At 68.0% G+C, this 24,942-nt stretch carries 22 protein-coding genes; 14 read left to right on the top strand and 8 right to left on the bottom strand.

Going from position 1 to position 24,942, the window contains the following annotated elements; translation table 11 throughout:
• Nucleotides 1–34: 34 nt before the first annotated feature.
• The gene (locus ACFPU0_RS06210) at nt 35–640 is read right to left on the bottom strand and encodes an arylesterase (RefSeq protein WP_377691940.1); all 606 of its coding nucleotides are present in this window, start codon (nt 638–640) and stop codon (nt 35–37) included.
• A 10-nt stretch (nt 641–650) separates the two neighbouring features.
• Between ACFPU0_RS06210 and ACFPU0_RS06205 the strand changes: the two genes are divergently transcribed.
• From ACFPU0_RS06205 to greB, 3 genes are read left to right on the top strand one after another with little or no spacing between them, the layout of a single operon-like run.
• Nucleotides 651–1,334, top strand: a complete 684-nt coding sequence (locus ACFPU0_RS06205; protein WP_377691939.1) for an ABC transporter ATP-binding protein — start codon at nt 651–653, stop codon at nt 1,332–1,334.
• Complete coding sequence (locus ACFPU0_RS06200) at nt 1,334–3,838, top strand: ABC transporter permease (RefSeq protein ID WP_377691938.1); 2,505 nt, start codon at nt 1,334–1,336, stop codon at nt 3,836–3,838. Before ACFPU0_RS06205 ends, ACFPU0_RS06200 begins: the two co-directional genes overlap by 1 nt.
• Nucleotides 3,839–3,872: 34 nt before the next feature.
• Nucleotides 3,873–4,370 carry a transcription elongation factor GreB gene (gene greB, locus ACFPU0_RS06195; protein WP_377691937.1) on the top strand — a complete coding sequence of 166 codons (498 nt, stop codon included), beginning with the start codon at nt 3,873–3,875 and terminating at the stop codon, nt 4,368–4,370.
• A 54-nt stretch (nt 4,371–4,424) separates the two neighbouring features.
• Here greB and ACFPU0_RS06190 read toward each other — a convergent pair whose 3' ends face one another.
• Complete coding sequence (locus ACFPU0_RS06190) at nt 4,425–4,733, bottom strand: class I SAM-dependent methyltransferase (RefSeq protein WP_377691936.1); 309 nt, start codon at nt 4,731–4,733, stop codon at nt 4,425–4,427.
• A 197-nt stretch (nt 4,734–4,930) separates the two neighbouring features.
• Here ACFPU0_RS06190 and thpR point away from each other — a divergent pair, with 197 nt between their 5' ends.
• The 3 genes from thpR to ACFPU0_RS06175 all read left to right on the top strand — a co-directional run bounded on the left by thpR (nt 4,931) and on the right by ACFPU0_RS06175 (nt 7,693).
• Nucleotides 4,931–5,461: an RNA 2',3'-cyclic phosphodiesterase gene (thpR, locus tag ACFPU0_RS06185; RefSeq protein ID WP_377691935.1), complete on the top strand. Its 531-nt coding sequence runs from the start codon at nt 4,931–4,933 to the stop codon at nt 5,459–5,461.
• 201 nt (nt 5,462–5,662) lie between these two features.
• The gene (locus ACFPU0_RS06180; RefSeq protein ID WP_377691934.1) at nt 5,663–6,607 is read left to right on the top strand and encodes a triacylglycerol lipase; all 945 of its coding nucleotides are present in this window, start codon (nt 5,663–5,665) and stop codon (nt 6,605–6,607) included.
• Between the two features lie 54 nt (nt 6,608–6,661).
• Nucleotides 6,662–7,693 carry a lipase secretion chaperone gene (locus tag ACFPU0_RS06175; protein ID WP_377691933.1) on the top strand — a complete coding sequence of 344 codons (1,032 nt, stop codon included), beginning with the start codon at nt 6,662–6,664 and terminating at the stop codon, nt 7,691–7,693.
• A gap of 45 nt (nt 7,694–7,738) precedes the next feature.
• Here ACFPU0_RS06175 and ACFPU0_RS06170 read toward each other — a convergent pair whose 3' ends face one another.
• Nucleotides 7,739–8,173 carry a DoxX family protein gene (locus tag ACFPU0_RS06170; RefSeq protein WP_377691932.1) on the bottom strand — a complete coding sequence of 145 codons (435 nt, stop codon included), beginning with the start codon at nt 8,171–8,173 and terminating at the stop codon, nt 7,739–7,741.
• 101 nt (nt 8,174–8,274) lie between these two features.
• Complete coding sequence (locus ACFPU0_RS06165) at nt 8,275–9,696, bottom strand: transglycosylase SLT domain-containing protein (protein WP_377691930.1); 1,422 nt, start codon at nt 9,694–9,696, stop codon at nt 8,275–8,277.
• Nucleotides 9,697–9,930: 234 nt separating this feature from the next.
• Here ACFPU0_RS06165 and ACFPU0_RS06160 point away from each other — a divergent pair, with 234 nt between their 5' ends.
• The 3 genes from ACFPU0_RS06160 to ACFPU0_RS06150 all read left to right on the top strand — a co-directional run bounded on the left by ACFPU0_RS06160 (nt 9,931) and on the right by ACFPU0_RS06150 (nt 12,767).
• A complete protein-coding gene (locus tag ACFPU0_RS06160) occupies nt 9,931–10,737 on the top strand; it encodes a TatD family hydrolase (protein ID WP_377691929.1) in 807 nt (268 codons plus the stop codon).
• A 103-nt stretch (nt 10,738–10,840) separates the two neighbouring features.
• On the top strand, nt 10,841–12,322 hold the full coding sequence (locus ACFPU0_RS06155) for a methyl-accepting chemotaxis protein (protein ID WP_377691927.1): 1,482 nt from the start codon (nt 10,841–10,843) through the stop codon (nt 12,320–12,322).
• A gap of 88 nt (nt 12,323–12,410) precedes the next feature.
• Nucleotides 12,411–12,767, top strand: coding sequence for a terminase (locus tag ACFPU0_RS06150; RefSeq protein ID WP_377691925.1), 357 nt, complete (start codon nt 12,411–12,413; stop codon nt 12,765–12,767).
• 28 nt (nt 12,768–12,795) lie between these two features.
• Here ACFPU0_RS06150 and ACFPU0_RS06145 read toward each other — a convergent pair whose 3' ends face one another.
• The 4 genes from ACFPU0_RS06145 to ACFPU0_RS06130 form a co-directional block, all read right to left on the bottom strand.
• A complete protein-coding gene (locus tag ACFPU0_RS06145) occupies nt 12,796–14,085 on the bottom strand; it encodes an NAD(P)/FAD-dependent oxidoreductase (protein ID WP_377691924.1) in 1,290 nt (429 codons plus the stop codon).
• Nucleotides 14,078–14,752, bottom strand: coding sequence for a peptidase S8 and S53 subtilisin kexin sedolisin (locus tag ACFPU0_RS06140; protein ID WP_377691923.1), 675 nt, complete (start codon nt 14,750–14,752; stop codon nt 14,078–14,080). Before ACFPU0_RS06140 ends, ACFPU0_RS06145 begins: the two co-directional genes overlap by 8 nt.
• Nucleotides 14,742–16,475, bottom strand: a complete 1,734-nt coding sequence (locus ACFPU0_RS06135; RefSeq protein ID WP_377691922.1) for an ABC transporter ATP-binding protein — start codon at nt 16,473–16,475, stop codon at nt 14,742–14,744. The genes ACFPU0_RS06140 and ACFPU0_RS06135 overlap by 11 nt, the downstream gene beginning before the upstream one ends.
• Before the next feature lie 144 nt (nt 16,476–16,619).
• Nucleotides 16,620–18,527 carry a sigma-54-dependent Fis family transcriptional regulator gene (locus tag ACFPU0_RS06130; RefSeq protein WP_377691921.1) on the bottom strand — a complete coding sequence of 636 codons (1,908 nt, stop codon included), beginning with the start codon at nt 18,525–18,527 and terminating at the stop codon, nt 16,620–16,622.
• 222 nt (nt 18,528–18,749) lie between these two features.
• Here ACFPU0_RS06130 and ACFPU0_RS06125 point away from each other — a divergent pair, with 222 nt between their 5' ends.
• From ACFPU0_RS06125 to ACFPU0_RS06105, 5 genes are all read left to right on the top strand, one after another.
• Entirely contained in the window at nt 18,750–19,148 is a 399-nt protein-coding gene (locus ACFPU0_RS06125) for a MerR family transcriptional regulator (RefSeq protein ID WP_377691919.1), read from the top strand.
• A 36-nt stretch (nt 19,149–19,184) separates the two neighbouring features.
• Nucleotides 19,185–20,348, top strand: a complete 1,164-nt coding sequence (locus tag ACFPU0_RS06120; RefSeq protein ID WP_377691918.1) for an isovaleryl-CoA dehydrogenase — start codon at nt 19,185–19,187, stop codon at nt 20,346–20,348.
• A gap of 91 nt (nt 20,349–20,439) precedes the next feature.
• Nucleotides 20,440–22,047 carry a carboxyl transferase domain-containing protein gene (locus ACFPU0_RS06115; protein ID WP_377691917.1) on the top strand — a complete coding sequence of 536 codons (1,608 nt, stop codon included), beginning with the start codon at nt 20,440–20,442 and terminating at the stop codon, nt 22,045–22,047.
• Nucleotides 22,048–22,143: 96 nt separating this feature from the next.
• A complete protein-coding gene (locus ACFPU0_RS06110; protein WP_377691916.1) occupies nt 22,144–22,944 on the top strand; it encodes a gamma-carboxygeranoyl-CoA hydratase in 801 nt (266 codons plus the stop codon).
• 2 nt (nt 22,945–22,946) lie between these two features.
• Entirely contained in the window at nt 22,947–24,890 is a 1,944-nt protein-coding gene (locus ACFPU0_RS06105) for an acetyl/propionyl/methylcrotonyl-CoA carboxylase subunit alpha (RefSeq protein ID WP_377691915.1), read from the top strand.
• Nucleotides 24,891–24,942: the final 52 nt, after the last annotated feature.

The following is a 24,942-nucleotide window of genomic DNA, read 5'->3' as shown; positions in this document are numbered from 1 at the left end:
CAACATTAGCCGAAAGCGGCCCTTTGGAAAAGCATCAGAGCATGGGTTCCAGGGTCGGCCAGAGGTTGTCCAGCAGCCGCGGCTGGGCTTTGGCCTGGGGATGGATGCCGTCGGACTGCATCATGTCCGCGACGCCACCCACGCCTTCCAGGAAGAAAGGCACGAGCGGCACCTGTTTCTCTGCCGCCAGGGTGCTGTAGACGTTGGCGAAAGCCGTGGTGTATCGCACCCCGTAATTGGGTGGCAGGCGCATGCCGAGCAACAGCACCGACGCCCCTTGTGCCCTGGCAGTGTCGATCATGCCGGCAAGATTCTGTTGCAATTGGGCGGGTGGCTGGCCGCGCAGGCCATCGTTCCCGCCAAGCTCGATTATCACCAGTTCCGGCCGGTGCTCGGCGAGCAGTGCGGGAAGCCGCGCGAGCCCGCCGGCACTGGTGTCGCCACTGATCGAGGCGTTCACCACCCGCTGCTCGTAACCCCGTTCGGCAAGGCGCTTTTCCAGCAGCGAGACCCACCCCTGGCTGGTTTCCAGCCCGAGAGCGGCGCTGATACTATCGCCGACGACCAGCACGGTCCCCGCCATGGCCTCCTGTGCCAGCAGCAACAGGGACAGGCAGCCGCCCAACAACCAGGCACGCATTGGATTCTCCATGAGCGCAAGCATTCTCGATGCGCGGAACCTTAGCAAAGTGGTTCCCAGCGCGGAAGGCGAGCTGACCATCCTTCACGACCTCAGCCTGAGCCTCGGCAAAGGCGACAGCCTGGCGATAGTCGGCAGCTCCGGCTCCGGCAAATCCACCCTCCTCGGCCTGCTCGCCGGGCTCGACCTGCCCAGCGGCGGCGACGTACGCCTGGCCGGCCGCTCGCTGTCTGCCCTGGACGAAGACCAGCGCGCACGGGTTCGCGCCGAGCACGTGGGTTTCGTCTTCCAGTCCTTCCAGTTGCTGGACAACCTCAACGCCCTGGAAAACGTCATGCTGCCCCTGGAGCTGGAAGGACACCGGGACGCCCGCAGCCGCGCCCACCAGTTGCTGGCGCGGGTGGGCCTCGGCCAGCGCCTCAGCCACTATCCGCGCCAGCTCTCGGGCGGCGAACAACAACGTGTCGCCATCGCCCGCGCCTTTGCCGCCGAGCCCGATGTGCTCTTCGCCGATGAACCCACCGGCAACCTCGACAGCCATACGGGCGAACGCATCAGCGACCTGCTCTTCCAGCTGAACCAGGAACGCGGCACCACCCTGGTACTGGTGACCCACGACGAACGCCTGGCCCACCGCTGCCGCCGCCTGATCCGCCTGGAAGCCGGGCGCCTGGTCGAGCAGGTGGAACCCTGATGGGCCGCCTGCCCTTCACTCGCCTGCTGGCCATGGCGGCGCGCCAGTTGCGGCGCGACGCCCACGGCGGCGAACTGAGGGTGCTGTTCTTCTCCTTGCTGGTGGCGGTCGCCGCCAGCAGCGCCATCGGCTACTTCAGCGCCCGGCTCAACGCCGCCATGCTCCTGCGCGCGACTGAATTCCTCGGCGCCGACCTGCTGCTCAGCGGCTCCTCGCCGGCCAGCGCCGAACAGATCGATGGCGGCATCCGGCTCGGACTGAAGCATGCCCGGGCTGTGGAGTTCTCCAGCGTCATCGCCACCGACAACGGCATCCAGCTGGCCAGTGTGAAGGCCGTCGACGGCGCCTATCCACTGCGCGGCGAGCTCAGGAGCGCCGCCCAGCCGCATGCGCAGGAAACCACCGGCAGCGGTCCGAAACCCGGCGAGGCCTGGGCCGAGGCCCGGCTGTTCGCCACCCTGGACCTCAGGCCCGGCGACAGCATCGACGTGGGCCAGAAGACCCTGCGCCTTACCCGCGTACTGACCTACGAGCCGGATCGCGCCGGCGACTTCTACAGCCTGACGCCAAGGGTGCTGATCAGCCTTGACGACCTGGAGTCCACGGGCGTCGTGCAGCCCGGCAGCCGGGTGCGCTACCGCGAACTCTGGAGTGGCCCGAACCAGCTCCTGACCCGCTACCGCGCGACGGTGGAACCGGGTCTTGCGCCCAACCAGCGGCTGGAGGATGCCCGCCAGGGCAATCGGCAGATCGGCGGCGCCCTTGGCCGTGCCGAGCGCTACCTGAACCTGGCCAGCCTTGCTGCCGTGCTGCTGGCCGGCGTGGCCGTGGCCCTCTCCGCCGCCCGCTTCGCCGCTCGACGCTACGACGCCAGCGCCCTGCTGCGCTGCCTCGGCCTCTCCCGCCGCGAAGCCCTGCTGCTGTTCGGCCTGCAACTGGCACTGCTGGGCCTGCTGGCGAGTCTCCTCGGCGCCCTGCTCGGCTGGCTGGCACAAGCGGTGCTGTTCAAGCTGCTCGGCGGCCTGCTGCCAGCGGTGATTCCCACCGGCGGCGTGGTGCCAGCACTGGCCGGCATAGCCACGGGCCTGCTCGCCCTCGCCGGCTTCGCGATGCCGCCGCTGGCCGCCCTGGGCCGGGTGCCGCCGCTGCGCGTCCTGCGCCGCGACCTGCTGCCGCTGCCCCCCAGCGCCTGGCTCATCTACGGCGCCGCGCTGCTGGCCCTCGGCCTGATCATGTGGCGCCTGAGCCTCGACCTGAAACTCACCCTCGCCCTGCTCGGCGGCGGCCTGATCGCTGCGCTGCTGCTGGGCGGCCTCCTGCTGGCCGGCCTCAAGGCACTGCGCGGGCTGCTGGCCAGCGCTGCCCTGCCCTGGCGCCTGGGCCTCGGCCAGCTGCTGCGCCACCCGCTGGCGGCCGCCGGACAATCCCTGGCCTTCGGCCTGATCCTGCTGGCCATGGCACTGATCGCCCTGCTCCGCGGCGAGCTGCTGGACACCTGGCAGAACCAGTTGCCGGAAAACGCGCCCAACCATTTCGCCCTCAACGTGCTGCCCGCCGAGAAGGACGCCTTCGCCCAGCGCCTGGCCGGCCTGTCGCCGCACCCCGCGCCGCTCTACCCGGTGGTGCCAGGACGCCTCATTGCCATCAATGGCGAAGCGGTGCGCCAGTTGGTCAGCAAGGACTCCCAGGGCGAACGCGCGGTGCAGCGCGACCTCAGCCTGACCTGGTCGGCCCAGCTGCCCAGCGACAACCGCCTGCTGGCGGGCCACTGGTGGAGCGACCTGCCAGATGCCGGGCTGCCCGGGGTTTCGGTGGAAGCCAAGCTCGCCCAGAGCCTCGGCCTCAAGCTCGGCGACCGTCTCAGTTTCAGCGTCGGCGGCCTGCAACGCGACGCCCGGGTGACCAGCCTGCGCGAGGTGGACTGGGACAGTTTCCAGCCGAACTTCTACATGATCTTCGCCCCGGATACGCTGGCCGACCTGCCCGTCACCTACCTCACCAGCTTCTACCTGCCACCGCGCCATGACCGTGAACTGGTGGAGCTGTCCCGTGCCTTCCCGGCCGTCACCCTGCTGCAGGTGGAGGCCATCCTGGCCCAGCTGCGCAGCATCCTCGCCCAGGTCACCCTGGCGGTGGAATTCGTCCTGCTCTTCGTGCTCGCCGCGGGGCTGGCGGTGCTCTTCGCCGGCCTGCAGTCGACACTGGACGAACGCATCCGCCAGGGTGCACTGCTACGCGCGCTGGGAGCGGAACGCCAGTTGCTGCTCAAGGCGCGGCGCGCGGAATTCGCCCTGCTCGGCGCCAGCAGCGGCCTGCTCGCCGCGCTCGGCTGCGAACTGGTCAGCGCCCTGCTCTACCGCTTCGCCTTCGACCTGCACTGGCAGCCCCATCCCTGGCTGCTCCTGCTGCCGCTCCTGGGGGCGCTGCTGGTGGGGGCCGCCGGCCTGGTGGGCACTCGGCGGGCACTCAACGCCAGCCCGCTGACGGTCCTGCGCGAAGCTTGATAGGCTTGGCCTCCCGAACCTCCGCAGGACCGCCATGAGCCGCTACCGCCCGCCCCGCACCGCCGGAACCCCCTTGATCACCCCGGAAGGCGAAGCCCGCCTGCGCGCCGAGCTCCACGAGCTGTGGCACGTTCGACGCCCGAAGGTCACCCAGGCGGTGAGCGAGGCCGCGGCCCAGGGCGATCGTTCGGAAAACGCCGAGTACACCTATGGCAAGAAGATGCTGCGGGAAATCGACAGCCGCGTACGCTTCCTCACCAAGCGGCTGGAGAACCTCAAGGTGGTGCGCGATCGCCCTGCCGATCCGGGCAAGGTCTATTTCGGTGCCTGGGTGACGCTGGAGGACGACGATGGCGAGCAGGCCCGTTACCGCATAGTCGGGCCGGACGAATTCGACCTGAAGGCGAACCTGATCAGCATCGACTCCCCCCTGGCCCGCGCCCTGGTGGGCAAGGCCCTGGACGCCGAGGTCCGGGTCAGCACCCCCACCGGGGAGAAGACCTGGTATGTGATCGAGATCGACTATCCCTAGGCAGCGCCGGCCGGAGCTGAACGCGCTGAAGCCGGACGCCCCCGATGCCCGGGATCAGCGGCGGGTGATCAGGCCCTGGCGCGCCACTCTCACCAGCTGGGCGACCACCTCGGGAAGGTGCTCCGCCGAGGGCGCCTGGATCACCGCCATATCGAAGCCATTGCTGGCGAAGCGGGCCAGTGACTCACCTTCGCTGGCGAACTGGATGAGGAAGTTGCGCGGGCGGTCCCAGCGCTTGGGCCAGCCTTCGAGATAGCGCAGGAGCGTCGGCTGGTGGGAGCCGCCAAGCAGGATTCGGAGATTGCGCAGCACCAGCCCGCTGGTGATCGGGGCTAGTCGGAGCAGGGGTTGGGGACAGGTCATGGTGTCATGTCTCCGCCTCGTGGGATCCCGCTGGGCAGCGGTGAGAGGCGACACCGAACCAGCGTTTTAGCGGTATTTCGAAGCCTCTGAAGACTTCCGCGCCCCGCAAGTAGCTGACTAAATCGGCGCATGGGGCGACATCCTAGAGAAGGCCGCGCAATACTGTCAAGGCGACCACCACGCCTGCGAGGCTCCCCATGAGCACCCCGCCGCTGCGCCTTTTCTTCGCCATTCCCTGTTGCCCGCAATTGGCCCGCGATATCGCCGACTGGCGGGTCCGGAACCCCATCGACGGCAAACCCGTGGCAACCGAGAACCTGCATCTGACCCTCGCCTTCCTTGGCAGCCAGCCCCGCGGCCAGGTCGAGCCCCTGGCGGCACTGGCCGCGAGCCTGACGCCCGCCGCCTTCACCCTGCACCTGGATCGCCTGGCCCGCTGGAAGAACGGCCTGCTTCACCTGGCGCCGAGCAAGGTGCCGGCCGCCCTGGTCGACCTCGAGCGCGAGCTGCGTGAACGGCTGCTGGCAGCCGGCTTCAGCGTGGAGACCCGGCCTTTCAAGCCGCACCTGACCCTCGCCCGCCACTGCCCCAGGCTACCCGCCTCGCCCACCCCAACCTTCGATTGGCCGGCCACCGAATTCGCCCTCTTCGCCTCGGAAAACACCATCAAGGGCACCTGTTATCACGCCCTCGCCCAGTGGCCATTGCGGCCTTCGACCCCAGCCTGACGTTTCTCGGCGTAACAGGAAACTGGCAGCCATTTTCCAGTGAACGGTTGTAAACATCCGCGAAAAGCCCGAACCAGAGCGCTCACCCGGAATTAATCGGCAATGGCATGCTTCCTGCCCTCCGCCCTCCCTGCGGCGTACGCCCGGAAAGGGCGTGTCCGCGCCACGGAATGTACCCAGGCCCAACAGTCGAGAGCGCACATGAAGAAAAACAAGACCCTGATCGCCCTCTGCATCGCCACCGGACTCGCCGCCTCCGAACAGGCCCAGGCATTCTGGTTCGGTTCCAGCGGTTATACCCAGACCCGCTACCCCATCGTCCTCACCCACGGCATGCTCGGTTTCGACAACCTCCTCGGCGTCGACTACTGGTACGGCATCCCCTCCGCCCTGCGTCGCGATGGCGCCAGCGTCTACGTCACCGAAGTGAGCCAACTGAACACCACCGAAGCCCGTGGCGAAGAACTGCTGGAACAGGTGGAGGAAATCGTCGCCATCAGCGGCAGCCCCAAGGTCAACCTGATCGGCCACAGCCACGGCGGCCCGACCATCCGCTACGTGGCCGCGGTGCGCCCGGACCTGGTCGCCTCCGCCACCAGCGTTGGCGCTCCGCACAAGGGCTCGGCCACTGCCGACTTCATCCGCCAGGTGCCTCCCGGTTCCGCCGGCGAAACCCTGCTGGCCGGGATAGTCAACGGCCTGGGTGCACTCATCAATTTCCTGTCGGGCAGCGGCAGCGACCTGGAACAGAACGCCCTCGGCTCCCTGGAATCCCTCAATAGCGAGGGTGCGGCAGCCTTCAACGCGCGCTTCCCCCAGGGGCTGCCCACCACGGCCTGCGGCGAGGGGGCCTACCAGGTCAACGGCGTGCGCTACTACTCCTGGAGCGGCACCAGCCCGCTGACCAACGTACTGGATGTCAGCGACCTCATGCTCGGCGCCAGCTCGCTGCCCTTCAACGGCGAAGCCAACGATGGCCTGGTGGGACGCTGCAGCTCGCATCTGGGCAAGGTCATCCGCGACGACTATCGGATGAATCACCTGGACGAGGTCAACCAGACCCTGGGGCTGACCAGCCTGTTCGAAACCGACCCGGTCAGCGTCTACCGTCAACAGGCCAACCGCCTGAAGAACGACGGGCTCTGAGTCCCGCACGCGGGGCCTGCGGGTCCCGCTTTCCCAGCCTGCCAAGGGGCTCCAGTGAAAAGACTCCTGCTGCTGTTCCCCATTGCCTTCGCCACGGCCCTGGCCATCCTCCTCCACCTGGGTGGGACCCCGGCCCCGGCAGCCACGTCAGGCAGCGCCCCCGCCAGGGCCCGCGACACCCCGAATCCCGAAAACCTCGCCCTGGTGCAGCCGGCCACGGCCCCGGAACCAGTCGCCGACCGGACGACAGCGCCACCCCGCTCACTCGCCGGCACCCAGGTGGATGGCCGCTTTCACGTCGACGCTTCCGGGAACCTGCTGATCAGCGAGGATATCCGGCGCATCTTCGACTACTTCCTCAGCACCCAGGGTGAAGAATCCCTGGCCAGCAGCATCCAGCGCCTGCGCAGCCATATCGCCGGGCAACTGGACGCGCCGGCCGAAGGCCAGGCCCTGGCCCTGCTCGAGCAATACCTCGACTACAAGCGCCAGCTGGTGCTGCTGGAACGCGATCTGCCACTGCTCGCCGACCTCGCCGCCCTGCGTCAGCGCGAAGCGGCGGTGCAGGCACTGCGGGCACGGATCTTCAGCGCCGAAACGCACCGGGCGTTCTTTGCCAGCGAAGAGGCCTACAACGACTTCACCCTGCAGCGCCTGGCCATCCAGCGCGACGCGAGCCTGGACCCGGCCGCCAAGGCCGCCGCCATCGATCAGTTGCGCTACGCCCTGCCGGAAGAACTCCAGGGCCTGGTCGCCAGCCAGTTGCAGGCCGAACTCAGGACCCAGCTCAGCGCACTGCGGGCCGCCGGCGGCAACCCGGAGCAGGTCCGTCAGTTGCGCCAGCAACTGGTGGGTGCCGAAGCCACGGTCAGGCTGGAGGCGCTGGACCATCAGCGTCGGCAGTGGCAGCAGCGGTTGCAGGTCTACCTGAAGGAGAAGGCACGCATCGAGGCCAGCGACGGCCTGAGCGACAGCGACAAGGCGACGGCCATCAGCCGCCTGGAAGAGGAAGGCTTCAGCCCGCAGGAACGCCTGCGCCTGCAGGCCGCGTCCGAACTGGCGGCCGCCCGCAGGAAGCAGCCCTGAAAAGCGAAGGGCCCGCCGGAGCGGGCCCTTCGATGGAGCGGCGGATCAGCTGGCGATGTTGCGATCCAGCGAGAACTTGCCGGCGCCTTCGATCAGCAGGGTGGCGCTGATCAGCGCAAGGGTCATCGCATATTCGAAGCCATTGGCCTGGATGAAGAAGCCGTTGGCCCAGTGCACGCTGAACACCGCCACCACCATCGCCACCACCAGGGCCGCCGCAGCCGGGCGGACCAGCAGGCCGATCACCAGGGCCAGGCCGCCGAAGAATTCGGCGCTACCGGCCATCAGGGCCATGAGGTATCCGGGGGCCAGGCCGATGCTTTCCATCCACTGCCCGGTGCCCGCCAGGCCGTATCCGCCGAACATGCCGAAGAGCTTCTGCGAGCCGTGGGCCATGAAGGTCAGGCCAGCGATGATTCGCAGCAGGGTGATTCCGTAGCCGGCGTTGGTGGCGAGAATGGATTTGATCGGGTTGCTCATCGAGGTGTTCCTTGTATTGGGGGAGTCGATAAGCAAAAGTTTAGTAGAAATTCTCGATATGAAAATCGCAAAATTCGCAATCCAATGATCGATCAAGTCGATCATTTATACGCCTTGCCGGTCTTTTTCGTGGATTCCAGTAGATAACGCTCGCGGTCATAGGCCAGGTAGTACTTGTTCACGCTGTTGACGTAGCTGACCACTCCCATGCCCGCCTGTTCGGCGGCGATGCGCTCCACCTGGAAAAACCATTTGTTGGGGTCGAGGCCGCGCCGCCTGGCCTCCGCGCGCATGCCCTGGACCCGCTGGGGGCCGAGATTGTACGCGGCGAGGACGAAGGCCATGCGCTCACGCTCGGCGAGCTGGGCGCTGGAGAAGAAGTTTCGCCGCAACATGGCCAGATACTTGGCCGATGCCTGCACATTGTTGTCGAGCTTCTGGATGTTGCCCACGCCGACACTGCGCGCCGCGCCGGGCGTGATCTGCATCAACCCGGTAGCGCCGCCGGCCCCCTTGGCCACCGGGTTGAGGCTTGACTCCTTGTAGGCGAGCGCCGCGAGGCTGAGCCAATCGAAGCGATGCTGCTCGGCGTAGCGCTGCAGCACCGGGCGCACCCGCTCCAGACGCTGGCGCTCGGTGCGCGCCAGGGGATTGTGCACCCTGTAGAGGCGGCGGTAGAGGCGCTGGAAAGCGGCGTCCTGATCGTCCGGAGCGCGGAAGTCGGCGAGAAAGCGATCGACGCTGGCACGCAGCATGGGCGCATCACGACGCACGAACCAGGTCATGTCGCCCTGGCGATCCAGCACCAGGTGCCGATCCAGGCGCAGCTTGGGCATCACCTTGGCCCAGCGCTCGGCGATCGGCTGCTCCACCGCCGTCAACGGGAATATTCCCGCCTGGACCATCTCCAGCACATCCTCCACCGCCAGGGACGGATCGACCCACTCGATGACGATGGGCGCCTGTTTGCGCACGGCCAGTCTTTCGTTGACCTTGCGCAGCGCATCATAGGCGGCGCTGCCCGCCGGCAGCGCGATGCTGCGGCCGGACAGCTGCTCCAGGCGCTGGTAGCGGCGCTGCCCCTGGCGACTGACCAGCAGCAGCGGCACGTCCTTGCGCAACGGCGCGCTGGCACTGACGTTGCTGCCGAAGCCCTGGTTGACCAGCTCGCCCGGGGCCACCAGGTCGGCTTCGCCGCGCTGTAGCGCGACCAGCAACTGATCCTTGGCCCTGGGGATGATCTTCAGCCTGATTTCACGCCCATCGCGGGCGTTGCGGTTGAGGTACTGCTCGAAGGCGCGGATACGATGGTACTCGACGCCGATGGATTCGCCCTTGACCTCCCCGGAACTGTTGCGGCTCTGGTTCACCAGCACCTTGAGCACGCCGCTGCGGCGGATCTGCGCCAGGTCGCGCGCTTCGGCCGGCTGCTGCCAGACTTCCGGCTGGCCCGCCAGCCGCGCGCTGGCCGGGAACGGCAGCAACGCCAGCAGGCAGAGCAGCAAGAGCAGAGGTCGCGTCATCGGTTCTCCAGGGACTGGGCGTGGCGTCAGCGCGCGCCCGGACGTGTAGAACTGCTGCGCCGCGTATCCTTGCCTGGCGAGCGAAGGGCGCGGAGAGTGTCACAGCTTCGCGCCCGATGCCAGTCAAAGCGTGGTATCGACTTCAACATGTGCTGCCAAGTTCCTGTAAATTCAGGTTTTTTTGAATTATTTCGAGCTTTGTTATGCTGCCCTGCCCCAATCCGAGGTAGCACCATGCAACTCATCGACATCGGCGTCAATCTGACCCACCCCAGCCTCGCCAACGACGCCCGCGGCCTGCTGGAACGTGCCCAGGCCGCCGGCGTGTGCCAACTGGTGCTGACCGGGACCAGTCTGGAAGACAGCGAGAAGGCCCTGCTGGCTGCCGAGCAGCTGGACGAAAGCGGGCTGCGGTTGTTCAGTACCGCCGGCGTTCACCCACACGACGCGAGCAACTGGAACAGCGACGGCCAGCGCCAGCTGCGCGACCTGCTGGGTGAAGCGCGGGTGCGTGCCGTTGGTGAATGCGGGCTGGACTTCAATCGCGATTTTTCGCCGCGCCCGCTGCAGGAAAAGGCCCTGGAAGAGCAACTGGCCCTGGCGGTCGAACTGGGCAAACCGGTGTTCCTCCACGAGCGCGACGCCGACGAACGCCTGCTGGCCATAGTGCGGGAGTTCCGCGACCGGTTGCCCGCCGCCGTGGTGCATTGCTTCACCGGGGAGAAACGCGCGCTTTATGGCTACCTGGACCTCGACCTGCACATCGGCATCACCGGCTGGATCTGCGACGAACGCCGCGGCACCCACCTGCACGCCCTGGTGCGGGACATCCCCCGAGGCCGCCTGATGCTGGAAAGCGACGCCCCCTACCTGCTGCCACGCAGTTTGCGTCCCAAGCCGAAACACGGGCGCAACGAACCGGCCTTCCTCACCGAAGTGCTGAAGGAAGTGGCCCTGCATCGCGGCGAAAGCCAGGAACAACTCGCCCGCCATACCACGGCTTGCGCCCGCACCTTCTTCGGCCTGCCGGCCATCGGCTGAACCGGCGGATGCGGTGCCTCTTGATTCGGATCAAATCCCGTAGGAAATTTCCCCCGGAGAATAGTGGCACCTTGCCAATACCGATCGAGTGCACAAGAAGAACATGGGTACCTGGATTCGCGATATCTCCCTGAAATACAAGTTCTGGGCTGTCAACGCGGTGGCCTTCCTTACCATCCTGCTGCTGGTCCTGCATGCGCTGTACCTGGAGCAGCAGGGTCGCGCCGAGGGCGCTCGCAGCGCCGCCGAGGCGCAGGCGCAACTGCTCAGGGCCTGGCCCGCCGACCAGCCCCTGCCCTCCTCGCCACGGATCATCGCCTTGCGCACCGGCAATGCGCCTCAGCCGCCCGGCGGCGAAGCCCTGGCCAAGGCCAATGGCTGGGTGGACCTGGCCCATGACCGCCTGTTCGGTCGCGATCCGCTGATCGGCGCCCAGGTGTTCGCGCGCACCGACGGCCAGCGTGTCGCCGTGCTGGCCAGCAGCCCGAGCCTGGTCCAGCTGGTCGGCACCCGCGCCCTGGAATACGCGGTCTCCGTGTTCCTGCTGATGGTCGCCCTGCTGGCGGCATCGCAACTGCTGATCCGCTTCCTGCTCAGCCACCTCAATACCCTCAAGGACGTGATGCTCCACGTCGAACGCAGCGGCGACCTCTCCGCCCGCGTGCCACTGGACAGCCGCGACGAGGTGGGCCAGATGGCCAGCGCCTTCAACGCCATGCAGGCCGGCTACCAGCGCGTGGTGGGCACCGTGGCCCAGGCCGTCGCCCGCCTCGACGAGGGCGCCGCACGGCTGGCCGGCAGCATGGGCGAGGTGCGCCAGGGCATGCTCGGCCAGCAGAGCGAGACCGACCAGGCCGCCACCGCCATCAACGAGATGTCCGCCACCGTCCACCATATCGCCCAGCACGCCGCGGATACCCGTGACCAGTCGCGGAACGCCGACCAGTTGGCCGGTGCCGGACAACTGGTGGTGGAACGCGTCGAGCAGTCCATCGCCGGGCTTTCCTCCGGCGTGCAACAGACCGCCGAGATGATCCAGCGCCTCGCCGAGGACAGCCAGAAGATCAGCGGCGTGGTCAATGTCATCCACGGCATCGCCGAGCAGACCAATCTGCTGGCCCTGAACGCCGCCATCGAAGCCGCCCGCGCCGGTGAGATGGGCCGTGGCTTCGCCGTGGTGGCGGACGAGGTGCGCAACCTGGCCAAACGGGTGCAGGACTCCACCGACGAGATCACCGGCATGATCACCGCCCTGCAGGCCGGTACCCGCGATGCCGTGGAGTTCATGCGGGAGAGCTCGATCAAGGCCGACGACTGCGTGCGAGCCGCCCATGAAGCCGGCGCGGCCCTGGCCGCCATCACCGGCGCCGTGGCGCAGATGCGCGAGAGCAATACCCAGATCGCCGTGGCTGCCGAGCAGCAGAGCCAGGTGGCCGAAGAGATGACCCGCGCCGTGGTGGGGATTCGCGATGTCACCGAACTGACCGTCAACCAGACGGTGGAGTCCGCCGCCACCAGCAGCGAACTGGCCGGCCTCGCCAGCGAGTTGTCCCAGGCCATCCGCCAACTCAAGCTGCGTGCCTGACGACGCCTATGCGCTCCATAGGGAGATGCCATTCGCCGGCCCGCAAGGGCCGGACTAGACTGCCGGCATTCCCTCCAAGGAGCCGACCATGGCTAAACGACTTCCCAATCTCCACGCCTGGCAGTGGCGGACCTATTCCGACAACCACCGGCATCCCGCCAACCTGATCCTGCACGTGATCGCCGTGCCGCTGTTCATCCTGGCGGCGCTCAGCCTGGTCTATGGGCTGTTCAGCCTGAGTTTCCGGCCACTGGTGCTGGGGGTGATCGGCGTGGTCGCGTCCCTGGCCCTGCAAGGCCGGGGGCACAAGCTCGAAGCGCTGCCGCCGGTCCCCTTCAGCGACCGCAAGGACGCCATTAGCCGGCTGCTGGTGGAGCAGTTCATCACCTTCCCGCGCTTCCTTCTCAGCGGCCAGTGGTGGCGCAACTGGCGCAAGAAGCACTGACGGCGACGCCTGCCGCCCCTGGCTGGCGTCAGGGCCTGAACCCCTGCGCCAGCAACCAGCCCTGGACCATCCGCCGCTGGCCTTCCGGCAACGCCCCCAGGGCACGCTCCAGCTCCCCCCGCCTCAAGGCCGTGATGATGGGCGCCAGCTCGATGCCCTGCAGGTGCCAGATCCCCAGCGGCTGATCCGCCGTCACCACCACCTCGGCTTCTTCGATCAGATCCCCCTGGATCACCGGCGCCCACTCCACCCGCAGCCGACTGAAATCCGCCGGCGCATGCATCGGCTCGGCATCCGGCCAGGCGCGCCGTTCGCGCCAGAAGGCCTGTTCCGGCCAGCACTGCTCCAGGGCGTAGAAGTCCCGCCCGGTACGGGCGAAGCGCAGGAAGAGGTGTTCCACCCGCTGCTGGTGGAAGCGCCGGGCCAGGTCCGCGCGCTCCGGGCGTTGCAGCAGGGTGTTGATCACCGCCGGCGCCTGCAGGGCCGAGGACAGGGACTGGAAGATGCCGTTGCCGGAGAGCGGGTCCACGGCCATGGCGGCATCCCCTACCCGCAGCCAGTTGGGGCCGCTGGCTTCATGGAAGAGGATCGCCGTGCTGCTGCGGGCATGCAGATTGGCGGGTTGCAGCGCGGCCTCACCGAACAGCTCGCGGACCAGGGCGGATCGGCTGCGGCGCTGGGCGCAGTAGTCGGGGAGTTGGTCCCTGGGGGGCAGGTCGCGGGCGTCCAGGGTGATCTGCCAGTAGCTGCGGCCATCCTCCAGCCGCGCCATCCAGGCCCAGCCGTCGGCCAGGCTTTCCACCGCCGAGCCGGGGCGGCCCGGCGCCTCCCGCCACTGGTTGAGCAGGCTGAGGGTTTCCGGCCCGCGCAGGCGGCCGCCGGCGAGCGGTGCCTGGCGGCCACGGGCTTCGACGAGGAAGTCGGCGCGCAGGGGGGCGCCCGGTTCGAGATGGATGAGATGGCCGTCATCGGCGCTTTCCACTTTCAGCACGCGGGCTTCCAGCACCTCGATGCCGGCGCTGCCCAGGTCTTCGCGGATGGCCGCGTCGAACCCTGGGCGGTCCAGCAGGCATTCCTGGTTGATGGCCTGGCCATCGCCATTCCACAGCACGCGCCGGGGCGATGGCGCGGCGGCACAGGCCAGGGCGTTGGTCAGCCCAGCCTGGCGCAGGCCGTCCAGCACCCGCTGGGAGACGCCCTCCACCGCCGCGAAACGCCGCCATTCGCTGACCACGCGCACGCCATAGCCCAGGCGCTTCAGCCCCAGGGCCACCGCCGCACCGGCCGGGCCGGCACCGAGAACGAGGATTTCAGGCATGGCCACGGCGCTCCGGCCCGATAAAGGCGGCGCCTTCCCGCAGCCAGGCCAGCACAGCCTCGCGACCGGCGCCGGGGTTGGCCCGCAGGTGGGCGGCGATAATGCCGGACAAGGCCGCGCAGCCCACGCTGGAGCCGGCCACGCCATTGGCGGCGGATACGTGGGCGCCGAAATCGGCCTGGGCGCTGTTCAGCCAGGACCACTGCCCCGGCGCGCAGCGGGCATCGCCGGTCACGCGGATCACCCCCGGATAAGCCGCCGGGTACACCGGCTCGCCCTGGGCCGGGCTGGAGGCGCAGAGCAGGATGCCGGAAGCCTGGGCCAGCACGCAGGCCTCGCGCAGCACCGGGCGGTCGTTGCGCAGGCCGAGGCTCATGCTGACCAGGGCTACATCCTGCTCGATCAGCCAGTGCAAGGCGGCGGCGATCTGCAGCGGGCTGGTCTGCCAACGCTCGGCGAACACCTGGGCGATGCAGAGGCGCAGCGGGCCGCTCTGTCGAGTCAGGGTGTCCAGCACCAGGCTGCCGTGGCCGAGGGCGTCGGGCAGTGCATCACCCTCCCGCAGCTCGCCGCCTTCCAGCCAGAAGCGCTGTGCCAGGGCGACGCGGCCGCCCTGCTCCGGCGCGAAGCCGCTGTCGATGATACCGATGGCGAGATCAGCGGCCATGGCTCACCTGCTCGGACTTGAGGCTGTGCAGCTGGCCCTGCTCCAGGCGGAAGGCGATGTCGGCCTGGGCCAGGGTGGAGGGCCGGTGACTGATGAGGATGCGCGTGCGCCCGGCGAAGAGCTGGTCGATGGCGGCGATCACTTCGCGCTCGGTGGCTTCGTCCACCGCCGAGGTGGCTTCGTCCAGCACCAGGATCAGCGGGTCCTGCAGCAACGCGCGGGCGATGGCGATACGTTGCTTCTGGCCGCCGGAAAGCTGCTGGCCGCGCTCGCCCAGGGGGCTGTCCAGGCCCAGCGGCAGGGATTCGACCAGGCCGTCCAGGCGGGCCAGGCGCGCCACCTGTTCCAGGGCTTCGCGGCTAGCGTCCGGGGCGCTGTAGGCGAGGTTTTCCGCCAGGGTGCCGCGGAACAGCACGATGTCCTGGCTGACCACGGCGATGCGCCGGCGCAAGGCGAAGAGGTCCAGCTCGCGCAGGTCGGCGCCGTCCAGCAGGACGCGGCCCTGATCCGGGTCGTAGAAGCGTTGCAGCAAGTCGATCAGGGTGGATTTGCCGACGCCCGAGGCGCCGCTGATAGCCACCTTGAGGCCGGCGGGAATCAGCGCGTCCACCCCGCGCAGCACGGCGTCGGCACGCTGCTCGTGGGCGAAGTGCACGCCCTCCAGGCGCAGCTCTCCCCTGCCCTCCGGCATGGGCTGCGGCGCCTCCGGCTGGCGCACCGGCACCGGTTCCTGCTGCAGTTCCATCACCCGGCCAAGGCTGACGGTCATCCGCTGCAGGGCGACGTAGAGGCCGAGCAGGCTCTGCACCGGGCCCACGGCCATGCCCAGGTAGGTGGAGAAGGCGATCAGCGCGCCCAGTTGCCAGGTGCCCTGGATCACCCAGTAGCCGCCGATCAGGAAGGCGCAGGCGCGGGACAGCGAAGTGAGGGTGCCGGGCACGGCATGGGTGAAGAACTCGGTGACCTGCAGCCTGAGCAGTTGGCTCATATAGCCCTGTCCCAGCCCTTCCAGGCGGCGGGATTCGCGCTGCTGCGCTCCGGCGGCCTGGATGAATTTCATCGCCGGCAGGGTTTCCACCAGGAAGGACGAGACGTCCGCCGAGCGCTCGCGCAGGCTGCGCACCTCGCGCTCCACCTTGCGCCGCATCCAGCGCAGCCAGAGCACTTCGATGGGGATCAGCAGCGCCAGCAGCAAGGACAACTGCCAGGAGAGCATGAGCATCAGGGTCACCGCGCCGACCAGGCCGATGACGCTGGAGACGGCGGAGAACAGCGAATCCACGGCGAAGCGCTGGATCTCCGCCACATCGCCGTCCAGCCGGGAGAGGATGTCGCCGATGCGCTTGCGCCCGTAGAAGGCCGGCGAAAGCTGCTGCAGGTGGCGGTAGAGGTCGTCGCGCAGGGCGAAGAGGATGCGCCCGGAGAGCCGGGTGTGCAGGTAGCGGTTGATGCCCGACAACGCGGTGCCGAGGATGCCGACGGCAATCATCGCCAGCGCCACCTGTACCAGCAGCCCGAAGTCCCTGGCCAGCAGGCCGTCGTCGATCAGGGTCTTGGTCAGCCAGGGCTGGGCCAGCACCAGCAGGGAGGCGCCGAGGGAGAGGCCGAGCAGCAGGCCGATGGCGCGCCAGTGCGGACGCACGAAGCCGTAGAGCCAGGCCAGGGCCCGGCTCAGCAGGTCGGGGTCGCTGGATTCCACCAGCTTGAGGAAGAGGCGGGTCATGGAATCACTGTCGGGAAAAACCGGAACACTGTAGGGGTGAATTCATTCGCCAAGCAGGCCCCCGTGGATGTCCGGGGCAACTGCGTTGCCCTTTGCGAATGAATTCGCCCCTACAAGGACAATTCGTCCTCTCGCGGAACAGGCTCATCCCCGCAACTGCTTCAGCTTGCGGTACAGGGTGGCGCGGCTGATGCCGAGGGCGTCGGCGGCGGCGGAAACGTTGCCCTGGTGGCGGTCCAGCGCGCCGCGGATCAGCTCCAGCTCGTTCTCGCGGATGCTGCCCGGCTGGCGGCAGCTGGCGGTGAGCTCATCCAGCAGGCTGTCGGTGAGGTGGTCGAGGCCGAGCACACGCTCGCCCTCCTCGCGCATGGCCAGGGCCGAGCGCAGGACCATTTCCAGCTGGCGGATATTGCCCGGCCAGTCGTAGCCGGCGAACAGCTCGGTGAGGTCCTTGTCCAGGCTCACGTCGGCGGCGCCGAACTTGTGCAGCACGCTGCCGATCATCCCGGCCAGGTCGTCGCGCTCGCGCAGGGCCGGCAGGCGCAGGCTGACGCCGTTGATGCGGTAGTAGAGGTCTTCGCGGAAGTGCTTCTCCTGCACCAGGCGCTTGAGGTCGCGGTGGGTGGCGCAGATCACCGAAACGTCGATGTCCTGCTCCTCGCCCGCGCCCAGCGGCGCCACCCGGCGCTCCTGCAGCACGCGCAGCAGGCGCGCCTGCAGGCTCAGGGGCATGTCGCCGATTTCGTCGAGGAACAGGGTGCCGCCATGGGCCTGCATCAGCCGGCCGACCATGCCGCCTCGACGGGAACCAGTGAAGGCGCCTTCGCGGTAGCCGAAGAGTTCGGATTCGATCAGGCCTTCGGGGATGGCCGCGCAGTTCACCGCCACGAAGGGTTTTTCGGCGCGCGGGCTGGACTGGTGCAGCGCACGAGCCACCACTTCCTTGCCGGTGCCGGTCTCGCCCAGCAGCAGCACCGGCAAGTCGTTGGCCAGGCCCTGGCGGGCCATGCGCAGGGAGCGGGCGAAGCGGCTGTCGCGGCCGGCCAGCTCTTCCAGCAGCTGGGGTTTCTGCGGCGCAGACGCCTTGGCCACCGGGGCGACGCCGCCGAGGCTGGTATGGCGCGGCACCTGCAGCGCGCGGAAGAAGAATTCGCCCTTGGCGGTCTGCACGCTGCTCACCCCGCCCTGCAGCAGGCGGGCGATGAACTGCGGCGAGCGCTCGCCGATCAGGTCGCTGCTGCGCCGCCCCACCAGCGCTTCGCGGCGCACCTGCAACAGGTCGCAGGCGCGCTCGTTGGCGGCCAGCACCTCGCCGTCCAGGCTCAGGGCCAACAGCCCGTGCCAGGCGCTGCCGAGGTACTGCGGGCGGTTGTGGAAGGCCAGCACCAGATGGTCCGGGTAGCACAGGCCGAACATGCGGCTCTCGATGTTGCCGGCGGCCAGCATCAGGGTGGCGAGGTTGTCCTGGGGCTGGGCCATGACGCCCTGGCGGGTCAGGTCGATAACGCCGACCACCCGACCCTGGGGATCGCGCAGGGGCACCGAGGTACAGGAGAAGGGACTCAGGCGGTCCAGGTAGTGTTCGCCGCAGTTGATCAGGGTCGGGCGGCCTTCGACCATGGCGGTGCCGATGGCATTGGTGCCGCGCAGGGATTCGCTCCAGCAGCTGCCGGGCTTGAGGTCGCGCAGGCCGAAGTGCTTGAGGAATTCGGTCTGGCCCTCGATGGCCAGGACGTTGGCCTGGGCATCGCCGAGGATGATCAGCCCGCCCTTGCCCTGCTGGCTGACCAAGTATTCCAGTTCCGGGGTGGCGGCGTCGATCAGCAGGCGGTTGTTGTCCAGCAGCAGTTGCAGGTCGTGTTTCTGCGCAAGATCCACCTGCTCGCCTTCCAGGCAGTTGAGGCCATGGCCCAGGCTGCGCCGCCAGGAAGCGTCGATCTCGTCCCGCAGCACGCCCTGGGGCAGCTCGCCGTCGCTGACCAGCTTCAGGCGGGCCTGCCGCGATTCGTGCAAGGGATCGCTAGCGTTTTTTATTCGAATGTCCTGCGCCATCGCTCGCTCCAACGTGCGCCCCGGCAGTGGCCGGCGGTCAAGTCGCACGCCTTGAATGTCTACACCCCCGGCCCACGTCCGTAAAGAGCGGGCCAACCGCCCCGCAGGCAGCAAGTATCGGGCCATTCCGGCCGTCGCCCGCCCCTGTGCGGCGCAGTTGACAGTCAGGTTGGCACAGGTTTACGTTAACGTAAAGGTAAACGCCACGACGAGCTTCCGACCATGCCCATCACCTACAGCATTTCCGACCTGGCCCGCGAACTGGACGTGACCACCCGCGCCATCCGCTTCTACGAGGAGCAAGGCATGCTCAGCCCCGAGCGCCGTGGCCAGGAACGCATCTACAGCCCGAAGGACCTGGTGGCGCTGAAGCTCATCCTGCGTGGCAAGCGCATCGGCTTCTCCCTGGCCGAGTGCAAGGAGCTGATCGACCTCTACGACCCCAGCAGCGGCAACCGCAAGCAGCTGCAGACCTTCATGGACAAGATCGCCGCGCGCCGCGCACAGCTTGAACAGCAACTGCTGGACATCCAGCAGATGCAACTGGAACTGGATACGGCCGAGGAACGCTGCCTGGCGGCGCTGGCCGAAACCGAACGCAAACAGGGCGTCAACGCCTGATTCCCTCCCCCGACAACGACAAGCACAGGTGGAACCATGAGCTATCCCACTCTCAACTTCGGTCTCGGCGAGACCATCGACATGCTGCGTGATTCCGTCCATCAGTTCGCCCAGGCCGAACTGGCCCCGCGTGCGGCGCAGATCGACCGCGATAACGAGTTCCCCATGGACATGTGGCGCAAGTTCGGCGACATGGGCCTGCTGGGCATGACCGTGGAAGAGGAGTACGGCGGCACCAACATGGGCTACCTGGCTCACGTGGTGGCGATGGAAGAGATCAGCCGCGCGTCCGCCTCGGTCGGCCTGTCCTACGGCGCCCACTCCAACCTGTGCGTCAACCAGATTCGCAAGAACGGCACTCACGAGCAGAAGCAGAAGTATCTGCCCAAGCTGTGCTCCGGCGAACACGTCGGCGCCCTGGCCATGAGCGAGCCCAATGCCGGCTCGGACGTGGTGTCGATGAAGCTGCGCGCCGACAAGAAGGGCGACCGCTACGTGCTCAACGGCAACAAGATGTGGATCACCAACGGCCCGGACGCCAACACCTACGTGATCTACGCCAAGACCGACGTCCACGCCGGCTCGCGCGGCATGACCGCCTTCATCGTCGAGCGCGACTTCAAGGGCTTCTCCCGCCACCAGAAGCTGGACAAGCTGGGCATGCGCGGCTCCAACACCTGCGAGCTGGTGTTCGAAGACGTCGAGGTGCCGGAGGAAAACATCCTCGGTGCCGAAGGCCGTGGCGTGGCCGTGCTGATGAGCGGCCTGGACTATGAACGTACCGTGCTCTCGGGCGGCCCGACCGGGATCATGAGCGCCTGCATGGACGTGGTGCTGCCCTACGTGCACGAGCGCCAACAGTTCAAGCAGTCCATCGGTGAGTTCCAGCTGGTGCAGGGCAAGCTGGCCGACATGTACGCCGGCATGAACGCCTCCAAGTCCTACCTGTATACCGTGGCCAAGGCCTGCGACCGCGGCGAGGAATCGCGCAAGGACGCCGCCGCGGTGATCCTCTACACCGCCGAGATGGCCACCAGGATGGCCCTGGACACCATCCAGCTGCTCGGCGGCAACGGCTACACCAACGAGTACCCGGCCGGCCGCCTGCTGCGCGACGCCAAGCTCTACGAGATCGGCGCCGGCACCAGCGAAATCCGCCGCATGCTGATCGGCCGCGAGCTGTTCAACGAAACGAAGTAAACAAAAGCTGGAAGCTTGAAGCCGGAAGCTGGACGCACGCCCTGCCCTCTTCCAGCTTCAAGCTTCGGGCTTCAAGCTCGCGGAGCACCCAATGACCATTCTTACGACTCAGTTGAACCCGCGTTCCCCCGAATTCGCCCGCAACAGCGCGGCGATGCTCGAACAGGTCGGCGCCCTGCACACGTTGCTCGGCCGCATCCACGAAGGCGGCGGCGCCAAGGCCCAGGAACGCCACACCTCGCGCGGCAAGCTGCTGCCCCGCGAGCGCATCAATCGCCTGCTGGACGTCGGTTCGCCCTTCCTCGAGATCGGCCAGCTGGCCGCCCATGAGGTCTATGGCGAAGACGTTCCCGCCGCTGGCGTGGTGGCCGGCATCGGCCGCGTGGAAGGCGTGGAATGCATGATCGTGGCCAACGACGCCACGGTGAAGGGCGGCTCCTACTACCCGCTGACCGTGAAGAAGCACCTGCGCGCCCAGGCCATCGCCCGAGAGAACCGCCTGCCCTGCATCTATTTGGTGGACTCCGGCGGCGCCAACCTGCCGCGCCAGGAAGACGTGTTCCCCGACCGCGAGCACTTCGGCCGGATCTTCTTCAACCAGGCCAACATGAGCGCCATGGGCATCCCGCAGATCGCCGTAGTCATGGGCTCCTGCACCGCCGGCGGCGCCTATGTGCCGGCGATGTCCGACGAAACCATCATGGTGCGCAACCAGGCCACCATCTTCCTCGCCGGCCCGCCGCTGGTGAAGGCCGCCACCGGTGAGGTGGTGACCGCCGAAGAGCTGGGCGGCGCCGACGTGCACTGCAAGACCTCGGGCGTGGCCGACCACTACGCCGAAAGCGACGAACACGCCCTGGCCCTGGCGCGCCGCAGCATCGCCAACCTGAACTGGCGCAAGGCCGGCGAGCTGAACCTGCGCGCCCCCCTCGCCCCGCGCTACGCCGCCGACGAGCTGTACGGCGTGATCCCGGCCGACGCCAAGCAGCCCTTCGACGTCCGCGAAGTCATCGCCCGCCTGGTGGACGATTCCGAATTCGATGAGTTCAAGGCGCTGTTCGGCACCACCCTGGTGTGCGGCTTCGCCTTTCTTCACGGCTACCCCATCGCCATCCTCGCCAACAACGGCATCCTCTTCGCCGAGGCCGCGCAGAAAGGCGCGCACTTCATCGAACTGGCCTGCCAGCGCGGCATCCCGCTGCTGTTCCTGCAGAACATCACCGGCTTCATGGTGGGCAAGAAGTACGAGGAAGGCGGCATCGCCAAGCACGGCGCCAAGCTGGTGACGGCGGTGGCCTGCGCCAAGGTACCGAAGTTCACCGTGATCATCGGCGGCAGCTTCGGCGCCGGTAACTACGGCATGTGCGGCCGCGCCTACGACCCGCGCTTCCTGTGGATGTGGCCGAACGCGCGGATCGGCGTGATGGGCGCCGAGCAGGCCGCCGGCGTGCTCACCCAGGTCAAGCGCGAGCAGAGCGAACGCGCCGGCCACAGCCTCAGCGCCGAGGACGAAGCACGCATCAAGCAGCCGATCCTCGAGCAGTACGAGCGCCAGGCGCATGCGTATTACTCCAGTGCACGGCTCTGGGACGACGGCGTGATCGACCCGGCGCAGACCCGCGACGTGCTCGGCCTGGCCCTCTCCGCCAGCCTCAACGCCCCGATCGAGCGGACCAGCTTCGGTGTGTTCCGCATGTAATGAAAAAACGATAACGGCGCTGGAGGCTAGAGGCTTGACGTCCAGCCTTCAGCCTCAAGCCAAGGGCCGCAGGCCTTCGCCTGCAGGAAGTCGAATATGAACACGCCCCCATTTCAGACCATCGAACTTGAATGCTCCGCCCGAGGTGTCGCCACCCTCTGGCTCAACCGTCCGGAAAAGAACAACGCCTTCAACGCCGGGATGATCCGCGAACTCATCCTCGCCCTGGATGCCGTCAAGGCCGCCGCCGACGTGCGTTTCCTCATCCTGCGCGGCCGTGGCTGGCACTTCTCCGCCGGCGCGGATCTGGCCTGGATGCAGGAATCCGCCCAGCTCGACTACAACGCCAACCTCGACGACGCCCGCGAGCTGGCCGAGCTGATGTACAACCTCTACCACCTCAAGGTGCCGACCCTGGCGGTCGTCCAGGGCGCGGCCTTCGGCGGTGCGCTTGGCCTGATCAGCTGCTGTGACATCGCCATCGGCGCCGTCGACGCGCAGTTCTCCCTCTCCGAGGTGCGCATCGGCCTGGCCCCGGCGGTGATCAGCCCCTTCGTGGTCCAAGCCATCGGCGAGCGCGCCGCGCGCCGCTATGCCCTGACCGCCGAGCGCTTCAGCGGCGAGCGTGCCCGCGAACTGGGCCTGCTCGCCGAGTGCTACCCGGCCGAGGAACTGGACGAAGCGCTCAACGACTGGACCGCCAACCTGCTGCAGAACAGCCCGCAGGCCATGAGCGCCACCAAGGACCTGCTGCGCGAAGTCGGCAGCGGCGCCCTCTCGCCCAACCTGCGCCGCTACACCGAAAGCGCCATCGCCCGTATCCGCGTGAGCCCCGAAGGCCAGGAGGGCCTGCGCGCCTTCCTGGAAAAACGCAAACCGTCCTGGCAGGAGCAATAACAATGATCACCACCCTGCTGATCGCCAACCGCGGCGAAATCGCCTGCCGCGTGATGCGCACCGCCAAGGCCCTGGGTATCCGCACCGTGGCCGTGCACAGCGCCATCGACCGCAACGCCCGCCACGTGCGCGAGGCGGACATCGCCGTCGACCTGGGCGGCGCCAAGCCGGCGGAAAGCTACCTGCTGGTGGACAAGCTGATCGCCGCCGCCAAGGCCAGCGGCGCCCAGGCCATCCACCCCGGTTATGGCTTCCTCTCGGAGAACGCCGGCTTCGCCCGCGCCATCGCCGACGCGGGACTGATCTTCCTCGGCCCGCCGGCCAGCGCCATCGATGCCATGGGCAGCAAGTCCGCCGCCAAGGCGCTGATGGAAGCCGCCGGCGTACCCCTGGTGCCCGGCTATCACGGCGAGGACCAGGACCTGGAAACCTTCCGTGAAGCCGCCCAGCGCATCGGCTACCCGGTGCTGCTGAAAGCCGCCGCCGGCGGTGGCGGCAAGGGCATGAAGGTGGTGGAGCGCGAAAGCGAACTGGCCGAAGCCCTGGCCTCCGCCCAGCGTGAAGCCCAGTCCGCCTTCGGCGACTCGCGGATGCTGGTGGAGAAGTACGTTCTCAAGCCGCGCCACGTGGAAATCCAGGTGTTCGCCGACAGCCACGGCAACTGCCTGTACCTCAACGAGCGCGACTGCTCGATCCAGCGCCGCCACCAGAAAGTGGTGGAAGAAGCCCCCGCCCCCGGCCTCTCGGCGGAACTGCGCCGTGCCATGGGCGAGGCCGCCGTGCGCGCCGCCCAGGCCATCGGCTACGTGGGCGCCGGCACCGTGGAATTCCTGCTGGACGAGCGCGGCGACTTCTTCTTCATGGAGATGAACACCCGCCTGCAGGTGGAGCACCCGGTCACCGAAGCCATCACCGGCCTCGACCTGGTGGCCTGGCAGATCCGCGTCGCCCGTGGCGAGGTCCTGCCGATCACCCAGGAACAGGTGCCGCTGAACGGCCACGCCATCGAAGTGCGCCTCTACGCCGAAGACCCGGACCAGGACTTCCTGCCCGCCAGCGGTCGCCTGGCCCTCTACCGCGAAGCTTCCGCCGGTCCGGGCCGCCGGGTGGACAGCGGGGTTGCCGAAGGTGACGAGGTATCGCCCTTCTACGACCCCATGCTGGCCAAGCTGATCGCCTGGGGCGAGAACCGCGAGGAAGCCCGCCAGCGCCTGCTGGCCATGCTCGACGAAACCGCCGTGGGCGGCTTCAAGACCAACCTGGCGTTCCTGCGCCGCGTGCTGGCCCACCCGGCCTTCGCCGACGCCGAACTGGACACCGGCTTCATCGCCCGCCACCAGGAGCAGTTGCTGCCCGCCCCGGCCGCCCTGCCCCAGGCCTTCTGGCAGGTGGCCGGCGAAGCCTTCCGCCAGAGCGACGCCGGGCGCGTGCGCGGCGACGACCCGCACTCGCCCTGGAGCGCCAGCAGCGGCTGGCGCGCCGGCCTGCCGAGCGAAACCGACCTGCACCTGACCTGCGGCGACGAACGCCAGGTGGTGCGCCTGCGTGGCGCCGCCGCCAGCCCGATCCAGCTCAAGGGCGAGCAGGTCACCCTGGAACAGGACGGCCTGCGCCGCCAGCACCTGGCGATCCGCCGCGGCGAAACCCTCTACCTGGAATGGGACGGCGAGCTACGCAGCGTCGGCCGCGTCGACCCCATCGAGGAGGTGGAAGCCAGCCACGCCCACCACGGCGGGCTGACGGCGCCCATGAACGGCAGTATCGTGCGCATCCTGGTGGAAGCCGGGCAGCAGGTCGAAGCCGGCACCGCCCTGGTGGTGCTGGAAGCCATGAAGATGGAACACAGCATCCGCGCGCCCCACGACGGCGTGGTCAAGGCGCTGTACTGCGGCGAAGGCGAACTGGTCAACGAAGGCACCGCCCTCGTCGAACTGGAAGAAGCCTGAAGTGCTGGCACCATCGTAGGATGGGTGGAGCGAAGCGATACCCATCAACCCC

Source organism: Pseudomonas sp. GCM10022186, assembly GCF_042656385.1.
Lineage (GTDB): Bacteria > Pseudomonadota > Gammaproteobacteria > Pseudomonadales > Pseudomonadaceae > Metapseudomonas.
The sequence above is the reverse complement of the archived record's forward strand: the minus strand, read 5'-3'. Positions and strand labels throughout refer to the sequence as shown.

What these genes read in the sequence shown, in the direction of transcription:
- ACFPU0_RS06210 (WP_377691940.1), bottom strand. Translation starts at nt 640, where the DNA reads ATGCGTGCCTGGTTGTTGGGCGGCTGCCTGTCCCTGTTGCTGCTGGCA.
- ACFPU0_RS06205 (WP_377691939.1), top strand. Translation starts at nt 651, where the DNA reads ATGAGCGCAAGCATTCTCGATGCGCGGAACCTTAGCAAAGTGGTTCCC.
- ACFPU0_RS06200 (WP_377691938.1), top strand. Translation starts at nt 1,334, where the DNA reads ATGGGCCGCCTGCCCTTCACTCGCCTGCTGGCCATGGCGGCGCGCCAG.
- greB (WP_377691937.1), top strand. Translation starts at nt 3,873, where the DNA reads ATGAGCCGCTACCGCCCGCCCCGCACCGCCGGAACCCCCTTGATCACC.
- ACFPU0_RS06190 (WP_377691936.1), bottom strand. Translation starts at nt 4,733, where the DNA reads ATGACCTGTCCCCAACCCCTGCTCCGACTAGCCCCGATCACCAGCGGG.
- thpR (WP_377691935.1), top strand. Translation starts at nt 4,931, where the DNA reads ATGAGCACCCCGCCGCTGCGCCTTTTCTTCGCCATTCCCTGTTGCCCG.
- ACFPU0_RS06180 (WP_377691934.1), top strand. Translation starts at nt 5,663, where the DNA reads ATGAAGAAAAACAAGACCCTGATCGCCCTCTGCATCGCCACCGGACTC.
- ACFPU0_RS06170 (WP_377691932.1), bottom strand. Translation starts at nt 8,173, where the DNA reads ATGAGCAACCCGATCAAATCCATTCTCGCCACCAACGCCGGCTACGGA.
- ACFPU0_RS06165 (WP_377691930.1), bottom strand. Translation starts at nt 9,696, where the DNA reads ATGACGCGACCTCTGCTCTTGCTGCTCTGCCTGCTGGCGTTGCTGCCG.
- ACFPU0_RS06160 (WP_377691929.1), top strand. Translation starts at nt 9,931, where the DNA reads ATGCAACTCATCGACATCGGCGTCAATCTGACCCACCCCAGCCTCGCC.
- ACFPU0_RS06155 (WP_377691927.1), top strand. Translation starts at nt 10,841, where the DNA reads ATGGGTACCTGGATTCGCGATATCTCCCTGAAATACAAGTTCTGGGCT.
- ACFPU0_RS06150 (WP_377691925.1), top strand. Translation starts at nt 12,411, where the DNA reads ATGGCTAAACGACTTCCCAATCTCCACGCCTGGCAGTGGCGGACCTAT.
- ACFPU0_RS06145 (WP_377691924.1), bottom strand. Translation starts at nt 14,085, where the DNA reads ATGCCTGAAATCCTCGTTCTCGGTGCCGGCCCGGCCGGTGCGGCGGTG.
- ACFPU0_RS06140 (WP_377691923.1), bottom strand. Translation starts at nt 14,752, where the DNA reads ATGGCCGCTGATCTCGCCATCGGTATCATCGACAGCGGCTTCGCGCCG.
- ACFPU0_RS06135 (WP_377691922.1), bottom strand. Translation starts at nt 16,475, where the DNA reads ATGACCCGCCTCTTCCTCAAGCTGGTGGAATCCAGCGACCCCGACCTG.
- ACFPU0_RS06130 (WP_377691921.1), bottom strand. Translation starts at nt 18,527, where the DNA reads ATGGCGCAGGACATTCGAATAAAAAACGCTAGCGATCCCTTGCACGAA.
- ACFPU0_RS06125 (WP_377691919.1), top strand. Translation starts at nt 18,750, where the DNA reads ATGCCCATCACCTACAGCATTTCCGACCTGGCCCGCGAACTGGACGTG.
- ACFPU0_RS06120 (WP_377691918.1), top strand. Translation starts at nt 19,185, where the DNA reads ATGAGCTATCCCACTCTCAACTTCGGTCTCGGCGAGACCATCGACATG.
- ACFPU0_RS06115 (WP_377691917.1), top strand. Translation starts at nt 20,440, where the DNA reads ATGACCATTCTTACGACTCAGTTGAACCCGCGTTCCCCCGAATTCGCC.
- ACFPU0_RS06110 (WP_377691916.1), top strand. Translation starts at nt 22,144, where the DNA reads ATGAACACGCCCCCATTTCAGACCATCGAACTTGAATGCTCCGCCCGA.
- ACFPU0_RS06105 (WP_377691915.1), top strand. Translation starts at nt 22,947, where the DNA reads ATGATCACCACCCTGCTGATCGCCAACCGCGGCGAAATCGCCTGCCGC.